At 44.1% G+C, this 17629-nt stretch carries 18 protein-coding genes; 10 read left to right on the forward strand and 8 right to left on the reverse strand.

Features of this window, described 5'->3' with window-relative positions; all coding sequences use genetic code 11:
• Positions 1 to 35: 35 nt before the first annotated feature.
• The 4 genes from CBX98_RS02215 to torE form a co-directional block, all read right to left on the reverse strand.
• Positions 36 to 1775 carry an alpha-galactosidase gene (locus CBX98_RS02215; RefSeq protein WP_109168484.1) on the reverse strand — a complete coding sequence of 580 codons (1740 nt, stop codon included), beginning with the start codon at positions 1773 to 1775 and terminating at the stop codon, positions 36 to 38.
• A 199-nt stretch (positions 1776 to 1974) separates the two neighbouring features.
• Positions 1975 to 4437: a trimethylamine-N-oxide reductase TorA gene (gene torA / locus CBX98_RS02220; RefSeq protein WP_041156583.1), complete on the reverse strand. Its 2463-nt coding sequence runs from the start codon at positions 4435 to 4437 to the stop codon at positions 1975 to 1977.
• Between the two features lie 25 nt (positions 4438 to 4462).
• Positions 4463 to 5647, reverse strand: a complete 1185-nt coding sequence (gene torC, locus CBX98_RS02225; protein WP_006742852.1) for a pentaheme c-type cytochrome TorC — start codon at positions 5645 to 5647, stop codon at positions 4463 to 4465.
• A 50-nt stretch (positions 5648 to 5697) separates the two neighbouring features.
• Positions 5698 to 5877, reverse strand: a complete 180-nt coding sequence (gene torE / locus CBX98_RS02230) for a trimethylamine N-oxide reductase system protein TorE (RefSeq protein ID WP_005378141.1) — start codon at positions 5875 to 5877, stop codon at positions 5698 to 5700.
• A 462-nt stretch (positions 5878 to 6339) separates the two neighbouring features.
• Between torE and CBX98_RS02235 the strand changes: the two genes are divergently transcribed.
• On the forward strand, positions 6340 to 7152 hold the full coding sequence (locus CBX98_RS02235; RefSeq protein WP_109168485.1) for an ABC transporter permease: 813 nt from the start codon (positions 6340 to 6342) through the stop codon (positions 7150 to 7152).
• 366 nt (positions 7153 to 7518) lie between these two features.
• Positions 7519 to 7644 carry a hypothetical protein gene (locus CBX98_RS26770; protein ID WP_254903806.1) on the forward strand — a complete coding sequence of 42 codons (126 nt, stop codon included), beginning with the start codon at positions 7519 to 7521 and terminating at the stop codon, positions 7642 to 7644.
• 83 nt (positions 7645 to 7727) lie between these two features.
• On the opposite strand, the gene focA is transcribed toward CBX98_RS26770, so the two are convergent.
• Complete coding sequence (gene focA / locus CBX98_RS02245; protein WP_109168486.1) at positions 7728 to 8588, reverse strand: formate transporter FocA; 861 nt, start codon at positions 8586 to 8588, stop codon at positions 7728 to 7730.
• A gap of 299 nt (positions 8589 to 8887) precedes the next feature.
• Here focA and CBX98_RS02250 point away from each other — a divergent pair, with 299 nt between their 5' ends.
• Positions 8888 to 9121, forward strand: coding sequence for a TIGR02647 family protein (locus CBX98_RS02250; protein ID WP_005378148.1), 234 nt, complete (start codon positions 8888 to 8890; stop codon positions 9119 to 9121).
• A 36-nt stretch (positions 9122 to 9157) separates the two neighbouring features.
• On the opposite strand, the gene CBX98_RS02255 is transcribed toward CBX98_RS02250, so the two are convergent.
• Complete coding sequence (locus CBX98_RS02255) at positions 9158 to 9616, reverse strand: PACE efflux transporter (RefSeq protein ID WP_005390910.1); 459 nt, start codon at positions 9614 to 9616, stop codon at positions 9158 to 9160.
• Between the two features lie 89 nt (positions 9617 to 9705).
• Between CBX98_RS02255 and CBX98_RS02260 the strand changes: the two genes are divergently transcribed.
• Genes CBX98_RS02260 through CBX98_RS02270 form a run of 3 tightly spaced genes read left to right on the forward strand, consistent with a single transcriptional unit; the run spans position 9706 to position 12069 of the window.
• Positions 9706 to 10584, forward strand: coding sequence for a LysR family transcriptional regulator (locus CBX98_RS02260; RefSeq protein WP_005390908.1), 879 nt, complete (start codon positions 9706 to 9708; stop codon positions 10582 to 10584).
• Positions 10585 to 10606: 22 nt separating this feature from the next.
• On the forward strand, positions 10607 to 11434 hold the full coding sequence (locus CBX98_RS02265) for an NAD-dependent epimerase/dehydratase family protein (protein ID WP_109168487.1): 828 nt from the start codon (positions 10607 to 10609) through the stop codon (positions 11432 to 11434).
• On the forward strand, positions 11431 to 12069 hold the full coding sequence (locus CBX98_RS02270) for a YdcF family protein (protein WP_005390904.1): 639 nt from the start codon (positions 11431 to 11433) through the stop codon (positions 12067 to 12069). The genes CBX98_RS02265 and CBX98_RS02270 overlap by 4 nt, the downstream gene beginning before the upstream one ends.
• Positions 12070 to 12130: 61 nt before the next feature.
• Here CBX98_RS02270 and CBX98_RS02275 read toward each other — a convergent pair whose 3' ends face one another.
• On the reverse strand, positions 12131 to 12709 hold the full coding sequence (locus CBX98_RS02275) for a thymidine kinase (RefSeq protein WP_005378154.1): 579 nt from the start codon (positions 12707 to 12709) through the stop codon (positions 12131 to 12133).
• An 87-nt stretch (positions 12710 to 12796) separates the two neighbouring features.
• Entirely contained in the window at positions 12797 to 14179 is a 1383-nt protein-coding gene (gene cysS, locus CBX98_RS02280) for a cysteine--tRNA ligase (protein ID WP_005390902.1), read from the reverse strand.
• A 203-nt stretch (positions 14180 to 14382) separates the two neighbouring features.
• Here cysS and CBX98_RS02285 point away from each other — a divergent pair, with 203 nt between their 5' ends.
• The 4 genes from CBX98_RS02285 (at position 14383) to CBX98_RS02300 (ending at position 17584) form a co-directional block, all read left to right on the forward strand.
• On the forward strand, positions 14383 to 14877 hold the full coding sequence (locus tag CBX98_RS02285; protein WP_005390900.1) for a peptidylprolyl isomerase: 495 nt from the start codon (positions 14383 to 14385) through the stop codon (positions 14875 to 14877).
• Positions 14878 to 14937: 60 nt separating this feature from the next.
• The gene (lpxH, locus tag CBX98_RS02290) at positions 14938 to 15675 is read left to right on the forward strand and encodes a UDP-2,3-diacylglucosamine diphosphatase (RefSeq protein WP_006743038.1); all 738 of its coding nucleotides are present in this window, start codon (positions 14938 to 14940) and stop codon (positions 15673 to 15675) included.
• Between the two features lie 98 nt (positions 15676 to 15773).
• Positions 15774 to 16988 (forward strand): EAL domain-containing protein, encoded by a 1215-nt coding sequence (locus CBX98_RS02295; RefSeq protein ID WP_109168488.1) that lies wholly within the window; start codon positions 15774 to 15776, stop codon positions 16986 to 16988.
• 80 nt (positions 16989 to 17068) lie between these two features.
• Positions 17069 to 17584 carry a YchJ family protein gene (locus CBX98_RS02300; protein ID WP_109168489.1) on the forward strand — a complete coding sequence of 172 codons (516 nt, stop codon included), beginning with the start codon at positions 17069 to 17071 and terminating at the stop codon, positions 17582 to 17584.
• Positions 17585 to 17629: the final 45 nt, after the last annotated feature.

The raw sequence follows: 17629 nt of genomic DNA on the forward strand, positions 1-17629 counted from the left end.
TTTCTTGTTTTTATAATCGAACGATTTGCTTCACGTTATGCCGTGACGATCGCTTTCGCATTTAGCCCTTTATCAACGCTAACCATTAATAACTGACAAGGTTCTTGGTTTAGCTTTTCTCCTGTCCAGTAATCATACCAATCCATCGGTTGATCAGACGTCAGCGTAAATTCCATCGCCCCGTAGCTGGCATAGTTAAACAAGCAGTGAAGGTCATTCTTCGTCGTTAGTTTTAAAAACGCATGATTTAAACTCAAAGCCGTGAACTTTGCTGACTCTTGGTTACGTTGTTGACGTAGCATGAGCTTAGCCAATGTCTTCTTTGCAAATGGCGTAATCTCAGGGAGCGGATCGCCAGACAGCAGCAAACCACCACACGCCAATAACACCGTGCGATGAAATTCATACTCTTCTCTGGATGCGGCTTGATTAGCTAATGACGTGAATGTCGCGCAATCCGGATCAATTTGCCACAGTTTTCGATGCTGCCAACTACGATAAAAGGTTTCTTTGGCTATCTGCTCGAAACGACGACTATGGCGTTCTACGTCATCAGAAACACGCATTGCATCCACAAGCCCTAGAGATGGCCACATTGGCGCGTTGCAACCTAAAAGCCACGCATCACCAGCGCCTTTAGCAATCGCTTCCATTCCTAAGCGATACGCCTCAACGCCTGTAATACCAGATTGTTTACGCACACCTTTCAAGGTGCCCCAATAGTTCGCGTCTAGCTTGAACAATTCAACGCCCCACTCTTGTCTCATGACAGAGACCACACTCGTCAGGTGGTCTTGCACTTCTGGATTTGAGGTATCGAGTATGTACCAAGGCGTGCAGCGCCAACCACCGTATGTGACATCTTCTGCCTTAAGTAAGCTTCCATCTTTGTGACGAACAAACCACTCTGGGTGTTGTTTGAAGATCTCCGACTCAGGTTGAGCAATAAAGGGTGCCATCCAAATCGCCGGCTTTTTGCCTTTTGCACGGATACTATGAATGAGCTCTTTCACACCACCAGAAAACTTATCCGATGGGATTAACCAATCGCCCATAAAGGCTTGATAGCCATCATCCAGAAGTACCCACTCTAGGTCTTCAAGCTTATCTTGCATGCAATCAACGTTCTGCATGATGTTTTGCTCTGTCACGTCTGCGTAGTAGGCATACCACGAACACCAACCGACAGGCGCATCTTGTGTCACACCTTGGCGAACAGGATGATGCTCTGCAATCATCTCGCCATAGATTTGATATAGCTCAGACAGAGATTGGCCACAGAGTACCGCCACGGACTCAAGTTGATTACTTTCCCAATCCGCCACTTGAGTAAACTCACCATCAATCGCGGCAGATAAAACCCAATGTCCATCACGCAGTACAACATCAAAATAGCCCGCAAAACGGTGACATGAAGTAAAGCCAAACAAGGTATAGCCAGCCGAGCCTTCCACCACTAAATAGTTGTAGTAACGCTTAGGGGCATCTTTGGGATAGATTCGATAAGAAGGGTTGTTGTCTGGACAGCGACCAATATCAAAGGGATGGCTAACCGTTCCCGCTGTTTGCGCTAGCATTTGGAAGCCATCACCAATCACGTTGGCCTCGTGCTCGTATAAAAACGGCATCTCGAACAACACTTCACGGTCGGTAAACGTTTTATTGTGAAGCCCAGCAAAAGAAAAATGTAATTGATTACCCTCAACTTCAACTTGGAGGTCGTTGTTATTCACAGTGATCTCAATGTGATTTGCCAATTGAATGCTCTGAGCCATAAAGAGTCTACTCACTTAATTATTATTGTTTAGCTTGGTTCATTATCCCCTGCTTGTCCCACCCAATTCGTTATCGACGTCACGAATCCTACTGTCGTTTAGCATCACAAATTTATTATTGAGATAACGCTCACTGAAATTTTGGTTAAAAAAATACCAGCCCGAAGGCTGGTATTTCGATTGATGTGAATTGCATTAATTAAGCAACTTCGATTGGACCACCGAATGAAGTCACTGGCGGTACTTTGCCGGTGAACTTCTCGAAGTCTACGATACAGGTGTTCGCAGAAGTCGCCTGCGCAAGTTCAGAAGAGCCAATGTCTTGCGTTAGCGTGTTAGGGTCACCGTAAGTACAGATTGCGCCCTCTTTCTCGTTTAGAGGACCGTACCATGCACCTTCTTCGATACGAATAACGCCACGTGGGTAGCTGTCAGTCAAAACAGCACCAGCTAACAGCTGACCACGACCGTTGAATACACGTACCAAATCGCCATCTTTAATACCTTTTGCTTTGGCATCCGCTGGGTTGATGTAAACCGGCTCACGACCTTGTACCGCGTAAGTCGCGCGGAACTCTTCAGACTCACACATCTGAGAGTGCAGACGCTTATCAGGGTGGCAAGACTGCAACCAGAATGGGTATTTATCTGAACCAGGACCACCGTGTGAACGCTCTGATTTTTCGAACCACATTGGGTGCTCTTGACAGTGTTCGTAACCGTAACGGCCGATCTTACGTGATGTAATCTCGATGAAGCCAGACGGCGTACCTAGTGGATTAAGCTCAGGGTCTTTACGGAAGTCCGCATGACGAACCCAAGGTTTACCTTCACCGAAGTCTAGTACGCTCTTCTCCCAGAACTCGTTGAATTCTGGCATTTCAAACTTACCTTCATTCGCTTTTTTACAATCGTTGTAAAGGCTTTCGATCCATTCCATCTCGCTCATACCACGAGTGTATTCTTCGCGGCGACCAAAACGCTGAGTGAGTTCACTCATGATTTGGAAATCAGGCTTAGATTGGAACAATGGATCGACGAGACGATGCATCGCAATCAGACCTTTGTTCGAGTATGAACCGTATACGTCGATGTCGTTACGTTCCCATTGCGTACACGCAGGTAGAACGATATCCGAGAAACGACATGTTGCAGTCCAAGCAAACTCGATCGTTACAACCGTTTGAAGTTTGCGGAACGCTTTCTTCATGCGGTTACGATCTTGATGGTGGTGCCATGGGTTACAACCCGAGATCACCATCATCTTGAAGTCTGGCAGTTTCACTTTACCGCCGTTGTAGTTGATCTCTTTGCCTGGCTCAAGCAGACAGTCGATCCAACGTGCAACTGGGATAGTACGGCTGTAACCGTTAAAGTCGTTGTTGTCCCACTTCGGCTTCATACCTTGGTCAAGGTTGCGAGGGAAACCACCAGGGCCCGCGAAACCAGTTGAAGGTACACCGATACTTGAGTAGTGGTGACCGTAAGAGATACCACCGCCAGGTAAACCGATTTGACCAACCATTGCAGCAACCACAGCCGCTGCCCAGTATGGCTGCTCACCGTGCTCTTGACGCTGGATACACCAACCCATCAGGATCTGTGTACGGCCACTGACTAGCATACGCGCGAATTCGCGAATCTTGTCCGCTTTCACGCCACAGATAGCCGCAGCCCACTCTGGTGTTTTTTCTACTTTATCTTTTGTCTTACCTTGAACGTATTGAATAAACTCTTCAAAGCCTAGACAGTAAGTATCAATGAACTTCTTATCGTACAAGTCTTCGTTGTACAGCACGTGCGCCACAGCAAGCATGAACGCTACGTCTGTCAGCGGGTTAATGTACAAGTGATCGTTCTCTAAGTAGCGCTGAGTTTTGTTCTTCACTGGATCTACAGATAGAACGTTGATCTCACCTTTCGCTACTTTTTCTTTTAGTTGTGCTAGGTACTTGAACGACTCATGCGTTTCACAGTTCCAACCTACTTGAAGGTTTTTCACTGGGTCGTTAGCCCAAAGAACGATGTTGTCAGAGTTCTCTAGGATTTCAGACCAAGACGTACCTTGTGCGTAAACTTCGGTTGAACCAAGTACGTAAGGCATGATGGTTTGACCTGCACCCGTCGAGTAGTCACCTACTTTCGTGATGAAGTTGCCGTGCATACCCACTGCACGTTGCATGTGCGCGGTACAGTTGTTGAATGAACCTGTTTGGTTCCAACCTGTTTGACCTGCGTGTAGCGCCCATGGACCGTAGTCTTTTTGAATACGTTCTAGTTCGCGGTAGAACAAATCTAGCGCTTCATCCCAAGTCACGCGGATGAAACGGTTGTTACCGCGAGTATCCGCGCTGTATTTATGTTTCTTCAACCAATCTAGACGAACCATTGGGTAACGAACACGTGAAGGGCTGTAGATAATCCCCTTGATGCCGTTCAACATTTCTGTTGGGTTTTTGTCTAGCTCTAGCGGCTTGATCTCTTGAACTTTACCCGCGTAGATGTGGGCGCGGAACGCGCCCCAGTGAGAACCTGTTACTTTCCAAGTACCTGTCGTCTCAACAGCATTGGCAGAGGCTGATGCCAATAAGCTAGGACCAATAACTGACGCTGCACTTGTGGTTGCTACACCTTTAAGAAAACTTCTTCGTGTAATAGCCATTTAAATTACTCCAATCCGACGCTTATTAGTGGTGACCTTCAGCATAATCTGAAGAGTGTTTCTGTAGATACTTCAAGATCAGGGCTTCACTGTCTGTATCTAGGTTAACGAACGCCAACATACCGTCGAACATACCTGGCCAGGTGTTCGCGTCGAAGTGCGCTTCCGCAGGTTGCGTGTGGCATACAGAACAGTTGGTCTTGTACGCTTCACGAGATTTTTCCCAAACAGGATTGATGTCGTTCAGCATAGACTCTTTCTTAATCCATACTTTCGCTGCCACTTTTTCCCATGGAAGACCCGTTAGCTCATCCACTTTTTTCTCACCAGTCGTCACAATGTTGCTATCTGTCGCTGCTTCTTTCATCAGAGACGCAGTCGCAATGTTCTTACCGAAGTCTTCTTGAATTACGCGACCAAAGCCTTTCGCTTTACGCCAGCCATCGATTTCGATTTCAACAAACTCGCCTTTGTCTTCAAGAACTTTAACGGTCGATGCTGGGTTAAGAAGACCGGCTTCTTTAGTGCCTTGTGCATCAAAGTAAATTGGTAGGTGACGAACACTCACTAGTTGCTGACCTACAGAGTAATCTGTATTTGAAGTCATACCTTCTAGGTCACCCACGATACCGCCGATGCTGTCCATACCTGCTGGCAGGTTATGCGCGATACCTTTATGACAGTCAACACAGCTTTGATCTTTCTCTGCTGCTTGCTTCATTTGGATACGAGCGGTTGGAGACATTTGCTCGAAATCCATCGATTCGTAGTTGTGACAGTTCTTACACTCTAAAGATTTGTTTGCCGAGAAACGATCCCATTCGTGTTTCGCAAGTTCGATACGACGCTCTTCGAACACACCAGGTTCATCGTAGTTGCCAAATACCTGTGCAAATACCTCTTTAGATGCCTGCATTTTACGAGCAATTTTGTCTGTCCAGTTATGAGGAACGTGACAATCAGGGCAGGTAGCACGAACACCTGAATGGTTTTTCCAGTGAACCGTTTCTTGCAGCTCAACGTACACGTTGTCACGCATTGTGTGACAACTAATACAGAATTCTTCTGTGTTGGTTGCTTCTAGAGCGGTGTTAAAGCCACCCCAAAAGATAACACCAGCAATGAAGCCGCCCATAGTCAGCACACCTAGGCTGATATGTACAGCTGGGCGCGTCATGGTACGCCACAGTTTAATGATTAATGATTTCATTATTTGCTCTCTTAAAATCTTTTCAAAAGTGTGGTTATGAGCTCACAGGCTTACATGCCGTGCGCGCCTGGAGGTCCAAAGAAGAACACTTGCAACATCCAAACGATGAACCCGTAACCGCCGACAAAAGCCACACTCAGAATTGGGAAGAGAACAACTGCAATGAAGAGGAACGACTTCCACTCCAGGGAGCGTTTTTCACCACTCTCAATTTTATTAACATCACTCATACATTTGCCTATTTTGTATCTAGTGTTATTGAAAAGCCCGCGTAACCAAGCTTAAGTTTTTTACAATCTCTAATGGAAAATGTTAGACCATACTAATAGTAAGGTTCAATCAAATAAGAGCTCTCAGGCCTTGTAATTCAACACTTTTTTGAGCTCATCCAGAGATGTGATTGATTGATGTTATTTATTAAAAAACATGAACAGATGTGACAAAATAAGTCTTTTAACCAATTGTTAAAACAACAACATTTAACAAACATAAGTTACATTTGGATAGTAATTAACGGGTCATAAATTGGCTTAAAAACCCGTCAAAAGATAATCAATTGTAAATAAAATGATGCAAAATAATGACGAGAATAGCGCTAAAGGTTTACGTTGAGAACATCAAAAAATGCACATTGATGTTCATATAAAGGAGGGGCTTAGTTACAATTATTCGCGGATTTTCGAGGAGCGATTATGGATAGCGTGGTGGATATAAGTTGGGCCAAACTGGCATTGTTTGGTCTGATTTTGTTGGTTCCCTTCTTTATTAATGCCCGCTACAAATTAGGCATTGCGAAAGACACGATAATCAGTGTTATTCGTATGACACTTCAGCTCATATTGATTGGCGTGTATTTAGAATATCTTTTTCAATTAAACAGCTTACTTGTCAATATACTTTGGCTTGCCATCATGTTACTGATTGGTGCAAGCTCAATTGCAGGAAAAGCTCGTCTACCTAAAAAGCCACTCATGCTTCCTCTACTTACAGGCTTAACCTGTGGTCTAATTCCACTTCTTATAGCGATCACCGCAGGCCTAGTGCAGCCATCCCCTCTTTACAACGCCCAGTACATGATCCCACTTGCGGGCATGCTATTGGGTAACAGCTTAAGTAGTAACATCATCGCACTGCAGAATTTATTTACGGCTTTTGAACAGAGACGATCAGAATACGAGGCTGCTATCTCACTTGGTGCCTCTCCTCGTTATGCATCATTCCCCTTCATTCAAGAGGCCCTTAGAAAGTCACTTGCTCCAACTTTAGCCTCTATGGCCACTACAGGGCTGGTTACCTTGCCAGGCATGATGACCGGTCAAATTCTAGGTGGCGCAAGCCCGATGGTCGCAATTAAATATCAGTTGGTGATTATGCTGGCTATTTTCGTCATGTTGAGTACCTCCGTCGCTATTACGCTGGAGATGACACTGAGCTGGGTACAAACGAAAGAAGGCCGGATCAAAATAAAAATCCAACAATCAGAACCTACCAAAACTCATAGATAGTTTAAGCGTGTGAACAAAGCCAGTGAAAGGGCTTGTATTATCAAGTCAAACGCACTTTTATCTGAGTAACTCATCCATTCTTTAAACATTCATCAAGACGCTTTCTGGAGAAAAGTCAGACAGAATTCTCTCGAGTATAAGCCTCTAATTTTATGAAATTTTCTTTGCAAGTTTAGATACGCACGGCCTTTGAGACAGGTTATCCACAGAAAATGTGGATAAACACCCTAAACCCATACGCAACCAGAAACATAGCAGCATAAGTGATCAATCTAATCGTCATGCTTTGATCACTTGCCTGACATATTCTAATTTTAGAGTAAAGATAGTGACCACAAACTTGGAGAGACGTACATGGATGTCTTAATGATCAAAGAAAATTACGATGAACTCCTATCCGATGCACCTCTGGACTGGCTCGTTCAAGAACCAAAGGAAGTGACTTCTCATTGGCTCCCAACCGATTTTGGCATCAATGAAGAGCTGATTTAACTCACTCGATTTGTGTGAAACTTATCGACATGAATAAAAGAAAGGCGAACCATTTGGCTCGCCTTTCTTTTATTCTTTTAGATTTATCGTAAATGCTTGTCTTCATCACGTAGATAAATCATCCAATACCACATACCAACGAATACACCGCCACCAATGATGTTCCCTATCGTTACAGGGATAAGGTTATTTACGATGAACCCCATCATGTTTAAGTCCGCATAGTTTGCAATATCCGCCCCTGTCATTCGCCAAAATGCTTCCGGTGCAAAATATTTGATTCCAATCGCCATGGGTACTTGGAACATGTTCGCAATACAGTGCTCGAAACCTGCCGACACGAACATAGCTACTGGCAGAATCATGACCGCTATTTTGTCAGTTAATGTACGTCCGCTAAACGTCATCCAAACAGCAATACACACCAGCACGTTACACATGATGCCAAGCGCAACAGCAGCAAAGAAACCATGGTGCAATTTGTGTTGAGAGATCGCCATCGCGTTGAGGCCAACTTGGCCGTGATCAAACATATACTGCTTGGTAACCAACATGCATGCTACCAACAAAAGAGCACCAACCATGTTGCCGAAATAAACCACAAACCAGTTTTTGATTAGCGCTTGCCACGAGATCTTTCCACTGGCTCGCGCTACCAATGTTAATACTGAGCTAGTGAAAAGCTCACCACCTGTAACGACAACAAGAATCAAACCAAGACTGAAGGCTAGGCCACCGATTAGCCTAGTAATACCCCATGGAAGGTCGCCTGCGCCTGTTGTCACCGTGGTGTAAAAGATGAACGCAATACCAATATGAAGTCCGGCAGAAATTGCCAATAAAAAAGATTTGATCGGTGCTTTAGTTGCTTTACCTACCCCCACTTCAGCCGCGCGTTCCGCAGCCTGAGGCGGTAATAGTGAGTCAAACTGATTGAAGTTCATTGTGGTGTAACATTTAGAAACAATTAAAGAGGCGCGGATAATCGCTCCATTTCCCTACTTTTTCAAGCGCTATTTAACATGTTTACTAAAAATGTTGTTGTCGAGAGATCAACCAATAAAGGTCAACTATCATTAGCAATCGTAACTATCATTGATACTTAACAAGTATTCTGCCTTTCGAACAAAGATCCTGCGTTATATCAGCCTGATAGCGCCATACTTAACACTTCTTATCGTTTAATGTTGCTCAACTCTTCTTTTCAGACTAGCTTGGTAAAAAAAGCGTAAAGGAATCATTTATGAAATATTCAGCTGAACATATCGCCGAATTGAACCTACTTCTTCAGTTCGACTTAAGTAGTGCTGCAACTGGTATTAAAGTTCATACAGACGCGTCAGAAGAAATGCAGGCAGCCGTTGCTCGTCTATACGAGAAGCAACTTTGTACACAGCCTGATGGTGGTTATTTAACAGATGAAGGTATTGAAGTCGCAGAGCATGCGGATAAGATTTTAAGAGTCCTTTCTGTGTAATTTGAACAAAAACGCCACCGAATTCGGTGGCGTTTTTTATTGGTCCCTGCATTTTGTTCCTGCCGAAACCTGCGGTGCTAATCGTTTTTTCATTTTGCTAAATGGCTGAACCTTGTCGTACAACCAATTAAAGCCTGTGGCATAAAATAGGAAGAACACTAGGAAGCCAGCTTCCAACACCAGAGCTTGGAGAAGCGTAATTTCTAAGAACCAAGCAATGACGGGTATAGAGATAAAGATCAACCCTCCCTCGAATCCAATTGTATGCCCAAAACGCATCGCTAAACTTCGCTCAGTTCGATTGCTGCCAAACCACTTATCAAAGTACAAATTGTAGATGTAATTCCACACGACGGTATACATGCTCAACCCAATCCCAACTAACGCGAGATCACTCGATCCCTTTCCGGTGATCAATGAAGCCGCTGGCACAATGATCGCGAGTGCAATTAACTCAAAAAGTACTGCATGAAAAATTCGTTCGTTACGAGTCATATTTCTCTGTCCAAATAGTTCTACTCAATGCTTAGAATTTTATCTATTATTCAGATAACAAAAAGTTAGATACCATCGGCAAAAGCGATATGTTTACCATCGAACAACTGCAAGCTTTCATTGCTACATCAGAAACCGGGTCATTTTCAGGCGCGGCAAGAAAACTGGGGCGAGCTCAATCCGTAGTCAGCCAACACATCATAAATATGGAGGTCGACTGTGGTGTTGATCTATTTGATCGCTCTGGTCGATATCCGAAATTAACCGAGAGTGGCCTCGCGCTCATACCTTATGCACAAGCGGCAATCAGCCAACTCGACCGATTGAACAACAGAGCATCACAGCTTTTTTCAACACCAACTAATAAATTGGTTTTAGCCATTGATGAAGGGATTCCTCTGACTCGCTTGCCCGACGTGCTAAAAAATTTAGAGCAACGCTTTCCACACTTGCAAGTTGAATGCTTAACAGCTTCAAGTCCGGATATCATTGAATTGGTCAAATCGGAGCGCGCCACTACTGGGATTATTTTGAGTGACTTACAAATGCCAAGACATATCGATTTCACTAATCTTGGTAACATTGCGTTCGATGTCTATGTCTCTTCAACACACGCTCTGGCACAGCAACGCGTCACTCACATTGATCAACTCAAACAACATCGTCAACTGGTCATACGCTCCAAAAACGCAGAGCCATGTGGTCTCAATCAAGCATTCAGCCCAGATATCTGGTACGCTGATAACTACTATATTTTGTTGGAATTAGCGAATAAAGGGTTTGGTTGGTGCTTTCTTCCGGAGCATTTAGTCGCGTATTCACCGAACACACTGAAAAGAGTTGGGGATGATTTCACAAAGCTGGCTTGGCAAGTCAATGTTGACCTTATTCAACATCAGAAATGGCATTCAGATCCCCTCCATCAACAAGCCAAAGCAGAGCTGCTCAATCTATTCGAGCAGACATAAATAAGTAAGTAGGAAGACCCAAATGGCAAATACATTGATCGTAGGTGCAGGCTGGCTCGGAACTCCGCTAGCAGAAACTTTGATGAAAGACGGACACCACGTTGTCGTTACTCGTCGTAACCAAGCTCGGTTAAACGAGTTACCCGCTTCATTAACTCACTCCGCATTATTCGATTTTAATCAACTTAACGCGGCGAAACGGCTAGATGAGTTGCTTAAGCAACATCAAATTACTCACGTTGTCGGTGCTTTTCCCCCTGGTTTTCGTAAAGGACGCGGACAAGAATACGCCCAACAATGGCAAATGCTCGCAAACGCAGCAAAGCAAAACAACGTTGAAAAGCTCGTTATGATTAGCTCTACAACGGTGTATCCCAACCTAGCTTCTGATATGGAAGAAGCAGATGCGTCACTCTCTTTAGCAGCCGACAGCCCTTATTTCTCTGACAATGCACGTATTATGCTGCAAGCCGAGCAGCATGTTATCGACTCTAATATTAGCTTCGTCATTATGCGTTGTAGCGGGCTAATGGGGCCAGACAGGCACCCTTCTCGCTTTGCAATGAGACTAAAACAAGTCAGTCGTAAAGCGCCTGCTAATATGCTTCATCAAGACGATGCAGTATCGGCGGTCAAATTTGCTTTAGATAATTTAAGCAACCAAGTTATTAACGTGACCACACCGCATACCGTCAGCAAGGCGGAGTTCTACCAAGCCGCTATAAATAAGAGCGAAAGTGAGATACCTCTTCCACCAGTCACAGAACAAACGGATAAGCGCATTCTCGCAGACAAGCTACTCTCACTTGGCTATCAATTTCATTTCAACTCAACTTTGGACGCGCTATGAAACTCTATCGACACATAGAAACACTTTGGGATTACATGCAACTCAAACATGAGCTGAAACCCGCAGACTGTTTGTTTGTGATGTGCAGTAACGATGTGCGTGTAGCAGAGCATGCAGCAAATCTGTACCACCAAAAGTTAGCGCCTTTGATTGTATTTTCAGGGGGAGAAGGTCGTTTTACCGATGGACTGTTTGAAAAAAGCGAAGCGGAAACTTTTGCCGAGATTGCCAAGATGTCAGGTGTGCCCAGTGAAGCAATTTTGCTCGAAACTGAATCCACCAACAGTGGAGAAAACGTTCGCTTTACTGAGCAGCGATTGAAAGAGGAAGGAAAAAATTGCTCATCGTTTATTCTGGTGCAAAAACCATTTATGGAACGCAGAGCTATAGCGACATTTGAAAAACAGTGGCAGTCACCCTACTCCCAGCTCCAAGTAAGCTCTACGGCTCATCCGTTTTTTGAGTATATTAATGAAGACATGCCATTAATGATGGTGCTAGAAGCACTAATGGAAGATTTCTCTCGTGTAAAAAGCTATCCAGAGAAAGGATTTCAAACCGAGCAGAACATCCCTCAGCAAGTCGAATCGTCTTACCAGGTTTTGCTAGAGAGATTTGGTTTTGACTTAGTCTAAGCCCTTTCTAGCAGACAACAAAAAGCCACCGATTACGGTGGCTTTTCTGTATTAATACGGATTATTTACCGAGTGCTTCTTTGTAATGCTGACGGCACACGGAGACATATTTGTCGTTACCGCCGATCGCAACTTGATCGCCCTCTTTAATCGCCACGCCATGTTCATCGGTACGAATAACCATATTCGCTTTGCGACCGCAGTGGCAGATCGTTTTGAGCTCAACCAACTTGTCTGCCCAAGATAACAGGTACTTACTGCCTTCAAAAAGTTCGCCTAGAAAATCGGTGCGAAGGCCGTAACACAATACTGGAATATGTAGTTTATCAACAACTTCAGTAAGTTGGTAAACCTGCTCTTTCGACAAGAACTGACACTCATCAACAAGAATACAGTGACGTTTCTCAACCTCATTCAGAGCTGCGATCTCTTGATATAAATTGGTATCCTGACGAAACAAGTGTGCGTCAGATTGAAGACCAATACGAGAGCTCACTTTACCGACACCAAAGCGATCATCTAGTGCCGCCGTAAAAATAACTGGCGTCATGCCGCGTTCTTGATAGTTGAAAGAGGATTGAAGAAGCGTTGTTGATTTACCCGCATTCATTGCTGAGTAATAGAAATACATCTGAGCCACAGAGCATTACCTAAAGTTAAAGTTTTAATTTATGGAAATGGAAAATAAAAGGGCTGAATTATCAGCCCTTTAAAATTGAAAATTCAATTACTTACGACGCCACGTTGTGCCTTCTGGACCATCTTCCAGAACAATGCCCATTTCGGTCAGTTTGTCACGAGCCATATCTGCATTCGCCCAATCTTTCGCAGCGCGAGAGTCGTTACGCAGCTTGATAAGAGCTTCGATTTCAGCCACTTCATCATCGTTACCTGCATCACCTTTTAGGAAGGCTTCTGGATCTTGGTGAAGAATACCGATCACATCTGCTAGTTCACGCATTAGCGCACCTAGCTCGCTCGCTTTCTCTAGGTTTTCTGTTTTCAGACGGTTAACTTCGCGCGCCATATCAAACAGAACTGAGTACGCTTCTGGCGTATTGAAGTCATCGTTCATCGCTGCTGTAAAGCGAGATACATACTCTTCACCACCAGCAGGAGCAGCATTTAGATCCAAACCACGTAGAGAAGTGTATAGACGCTCAAGCGAAGCGCGTGCTTGGTTTAGGTTCTCTTCGCTGTAGTTTAACTGGCTACGGTAGTGACCAGACATAAGGAAGTAACGAACCGTTTCTGCATCGTAGTGACCAAGTACGTCACGGATAGTAAAGAAGTTGCCTAGAGACTTAGACATCTTCTCGCGATCTACCATCACCATGCCACTGTGCATCCAAGTATTTACGTACTTAGTGTCGTGTGCACAGCATGATTGCGCGATTTCGTTTTCGTGGTGTGGGAACTGAAGATCAGATCCGCCACCGTGAATGTCAAAGTGATCACCTAGGATTGAAGAGTTCATCGCAGAACATTCAATGTGCCAGCCTGGACGTCCAGGGCCCCATGGTGATTCCCACGTAGGTTCACCTGGTTTAGACATCTTCCAAAGAACGAAGTCTAGTGGGCTGCGTTTGGCTGTTTCGACATCAACGCGCGCGCCCGCTTGCAGCTGATCCAAATCTTGTTTAGACAGTTTGCCGTATTCGTCAAACTTGCGAACCTCAAACATTACATCGCCATTATCCGCAACGTAAGCAAAGCCACGTTCAATCAGTTTTTGAACAAGTTCGATGATTTCTGGAATAAACTGGGTTGCACGAGGCTCAATATCTGGGCGCTTCATGTTTAATGCGTCGAAGTCTGCGTGCATTTCACCGATCAAGCGCTCGGTCAATGAGTCACAAGACTCGCCATTTTCAGCCGCACGTTTAATGATTTTATCATCGATGTCTGTGATGTTGCGTACAAACGTTAGATCGTAACCTAGGTAACGAAGGTAACGTGATACCACGTCAAAGGAGACAAAAGTGCGACCGTGACCGATGTGACAGAGATCGTAGATGGTAACTCCACAGACATACATGCCGACTTTGCCAGCTGTAATTGGTTTGAATTCCTCTTTCTGTCTTGTGAGTGTGTTATATATCTTTAACATGATCTCTATCTATGATTGTGAATGAATAAAAGAAGGTCGAGTATATCAACTCCGACTTGGTTAGGTAATAGCAATTAACCGATAAAACGATAATCGGCTAAACTTCAAGCACAAAACGAAGAATTTCCTCTTCCTGAGTTTTTAATGCACTAGAACTTAGGCTAGAATCTCGGGCTCAACACAACACAGTAAAGGAAAGTAGCATGATCACCCTTCACACTAATTTTGGTGACATCAAGATTCAACTAAACGAAGAGAAAGCGCCAGAGACTAGCGCAAACTTCCTTCAGTACTGCCGCGATGGCTTTTACGACAACACTCTTTTCCACCGTGTTATTGACGGTTTCATGATCCAAGGTGGTGGCATGGAACCTGGTCTACGTGAAAAAGCATCACGTGCCCCTATCAAGAACGAAGCAAACAACGGCCTAAGCAACAAAGTGGGTACACTTGCTATGGCGCGTACTATGGAGCCGCATTCAGCAAGCTCTCAATTCTTTATCAACGTAAACAACAACACATTCCTAGATTTCCGTAGCGAAAGCCTAGATGGTTGGGGTTACTGTGTATTCGGTGAAGTTGTAGAAGGCATGGACATCGTAAATAAGATCAAAGGCGTTAGCACTGGTTCTTACGGCATGCACCAAGACGTACCTCTAGAGGACGTAGTAATCACTGGTACAACAATTGAAGAATAATTCGTAAGAATTATTTCTAAGAGATAAGTTAATGGGGAGGCATCGCTTCCCCTTATTTCTATGACAACATTATTTATTTCCGATCTTCACCTCACCCCATCGCGTCCGGATATTACGGAATGTTTTGTGACGTTCATGCGAACAGAAGCAACGAAAGCCGATGCACTTTATGTATTAGGCGACCTGTTCGAGTTTTGGGTTGGAGACGATGACAAAACTCCTTTTGCCAATCAAATCCGTACAGAGTTCCAGCAACTAACAAAGACTGGCGTTCCTGTTTATTTCATTCAGGGCAATCGCGACTTCCTATTGGGAAAACGCTTCTGTAAAGAGACAGGCATTACATTACTGGATGAAGTTAGCCTCATAGACCTTTATGGTACTAAAGCGGTTATTCTCCACGGTGACACCCTGTGTACTGACGATATTGATTATCAAAAATTCCGTAAGACTGTTCATCAACCTTGGTTGCAATGGCTGTTTAATCACATTCCTTGGTTTATTAAGAAGAAAATTGTCTCAAAAGTTCAATCCGATATTCGTGATGATAAAATGAGCAAGCCTTTAGACATCATGGACGTCAATCAAAATGAAGTCGAGAAAGTGATGTCTCAGAATTGCGTCAACTTAATGATTCATGGTCACACTCATCGCCCGAATACACATTTTTTTGACGTCGATGGCGTTAAAAAGACCCGGATAGTTTTAGGGGATTGGTATACGCAAGGCTCAGTTTTACAAGTAAATTCTGATGGCTTTGACCTACAAACGAGACCATTCATACAGAATTTGCGTTAAGCATGTAGAGCGTGTAGAAGATTCACGCTCAAGTCGTAGATATTTTGTAAAAAATCGCTATTATCATAATACTAAGTTAAACAGAACGAAGTACCTAATTGAAGTATTCTTACGTAGCTCGCCAACCGATTCTGGATAGAGAAAAACGAACCATAGGTTACGAACTTCTCTTTCGAGACGGTCCTAAAAATACCTTCCCTGAAGTAGAACCAGAGCTGGCTACTAGTCGACTGCTATCCGATCATTTTTTGTCGACGCATTACAACACATTAGGGAACAAACTTGGCTTTGTTAACTTTCCGCATCAAAGCTTGGTGAATCTGGTCCCAACTCTGTTTCCCAAAGAGTCTCTCGTCATTGAAGTCCTTGAAGATTGTGAGCCGACAGAGGAGCTGCTAGAAGCCATCAAGCACCTGCATGAGTGCGGATACAAAATTGCTTTAGATGATTTTGTACCGACGAAGGCTTGGAAACGTTTTCTTCCATATGTTTCCATGATCAAGTTTGACATTCGACTCGTACCGATCAAGAAAGCCGCTATTTTTATTCAGGCATTAAGCCCATTTAAAATCGACTTTCTTGCGGAAAAAGTAGAGACCTACGAAGAGTTTGAGCAAGCTTTAGAAGCCGGCTTTAACTATTTTCAAGGGTATTTTTTTAGCAAACCTGAGATGATCCAGAAAAAACGGTTGAACCCCGCGTTTCTTACCGTCATCCAGCTTTGTAAAGAGATTGCAGATAAGCCCATCGACTTCAATGAGGTTGAACGTCTGTTTTCGATTGATGTGACGCTGTCATACAAGCTGCTTACTTACGTAAATTCAGGATATACATTAACGACTAAGATTAAGTCGTTCAGACAAGCGCTTATTTATCTGGGTGAAGAGCGACTACGACGCTTTATTTCCTTAGTTGCCATTGCGTCCGTTCAAGAAGATAAACCAGATTCTCTTTACTCCTTGGCGATTCAGCGTGCAAGAATGTGTGAACTGTTACTTAGTCAAATGAGCACTAGGTACGATCCTGGACAAGCTTTTTTAACAGGCATGTTTTCTTTACTCGGATCTTTGCTCGATCAACCGCTCTCGGATGTCATTGAAGATATCCCCGTTGACGAAGATATAAAACTCGCATTAACCAGTCGAAAAGGCGTACTTGGCCACTTACTTTCAATGACGATCGCCTACGAACAAGCAGACTGGGAATTAGCTGAGCGGTATTGCACCGTTCTTAAATTAACCGAGCCTCAATTAGCAGACGCTTTTAATCAATCTACCGAGTGGGCTCAAGAACTGCTGTCTCAAACGCCCTAAACCGCTATAATGCCTCACCTCCAGCCTCGCTATTGTGAGGTTGTTTGTTTTTACCGCTTAATTAATCGAGATTTCATTTTATGGCTTCTTCTTGTCCTTGCGGCTCTAACCGCACCTACCAACAGTGTTGTGAAATTGCCCACAATAACCATGCTGACGTTACCACTCCGGAGCAGTTAATGCGCTCTCGTTACAGTGCGCATGTGTTAGGTCTAGTAGATTACGTGGTAAACACGTACCACCCAAGCTGTAATGCAGAAGAACAACGAGAAGGCATTGCCCAATCTATCGACAGCGATTGGTGCAAGCTTGAAGTATTAAAAACAGAAGCTGGCAGTAATGACAATGAAGGCTTTGTCGAGTTTAGCGCTTATTTTGATGAAGACGGCAAACGCTACTGTATGACAGAACGTTCTCGCTTCGTAAAAGAAAATGGGCTTTGGTACTACATTGACGGCACATTTCCTGAAGAAGAGCCAGAAGAAGAACCAGAACAGGATCCACGCTTGAGCCAGCCAGTGAATAGCCTAAAGCTAGGTCGTAACGATCCGTGTATCTGCGGAAGCGGTAAGAAGTTTAAGAAGTGTTGTGGGTAAAGGCATCCACGCTTAGCTTATTGAGCTCACTTTAATGAGATTCCT

The organism is Vibrio sp. T9, from assembly GCF_003123985.1.
Taxonomy (GTDB): Bacteria; Pseudomonadota; Gammaproteobacteria; order Enterobacterales; family Vibrionaceae; genus Vibrio; species Vibrio diabolicus.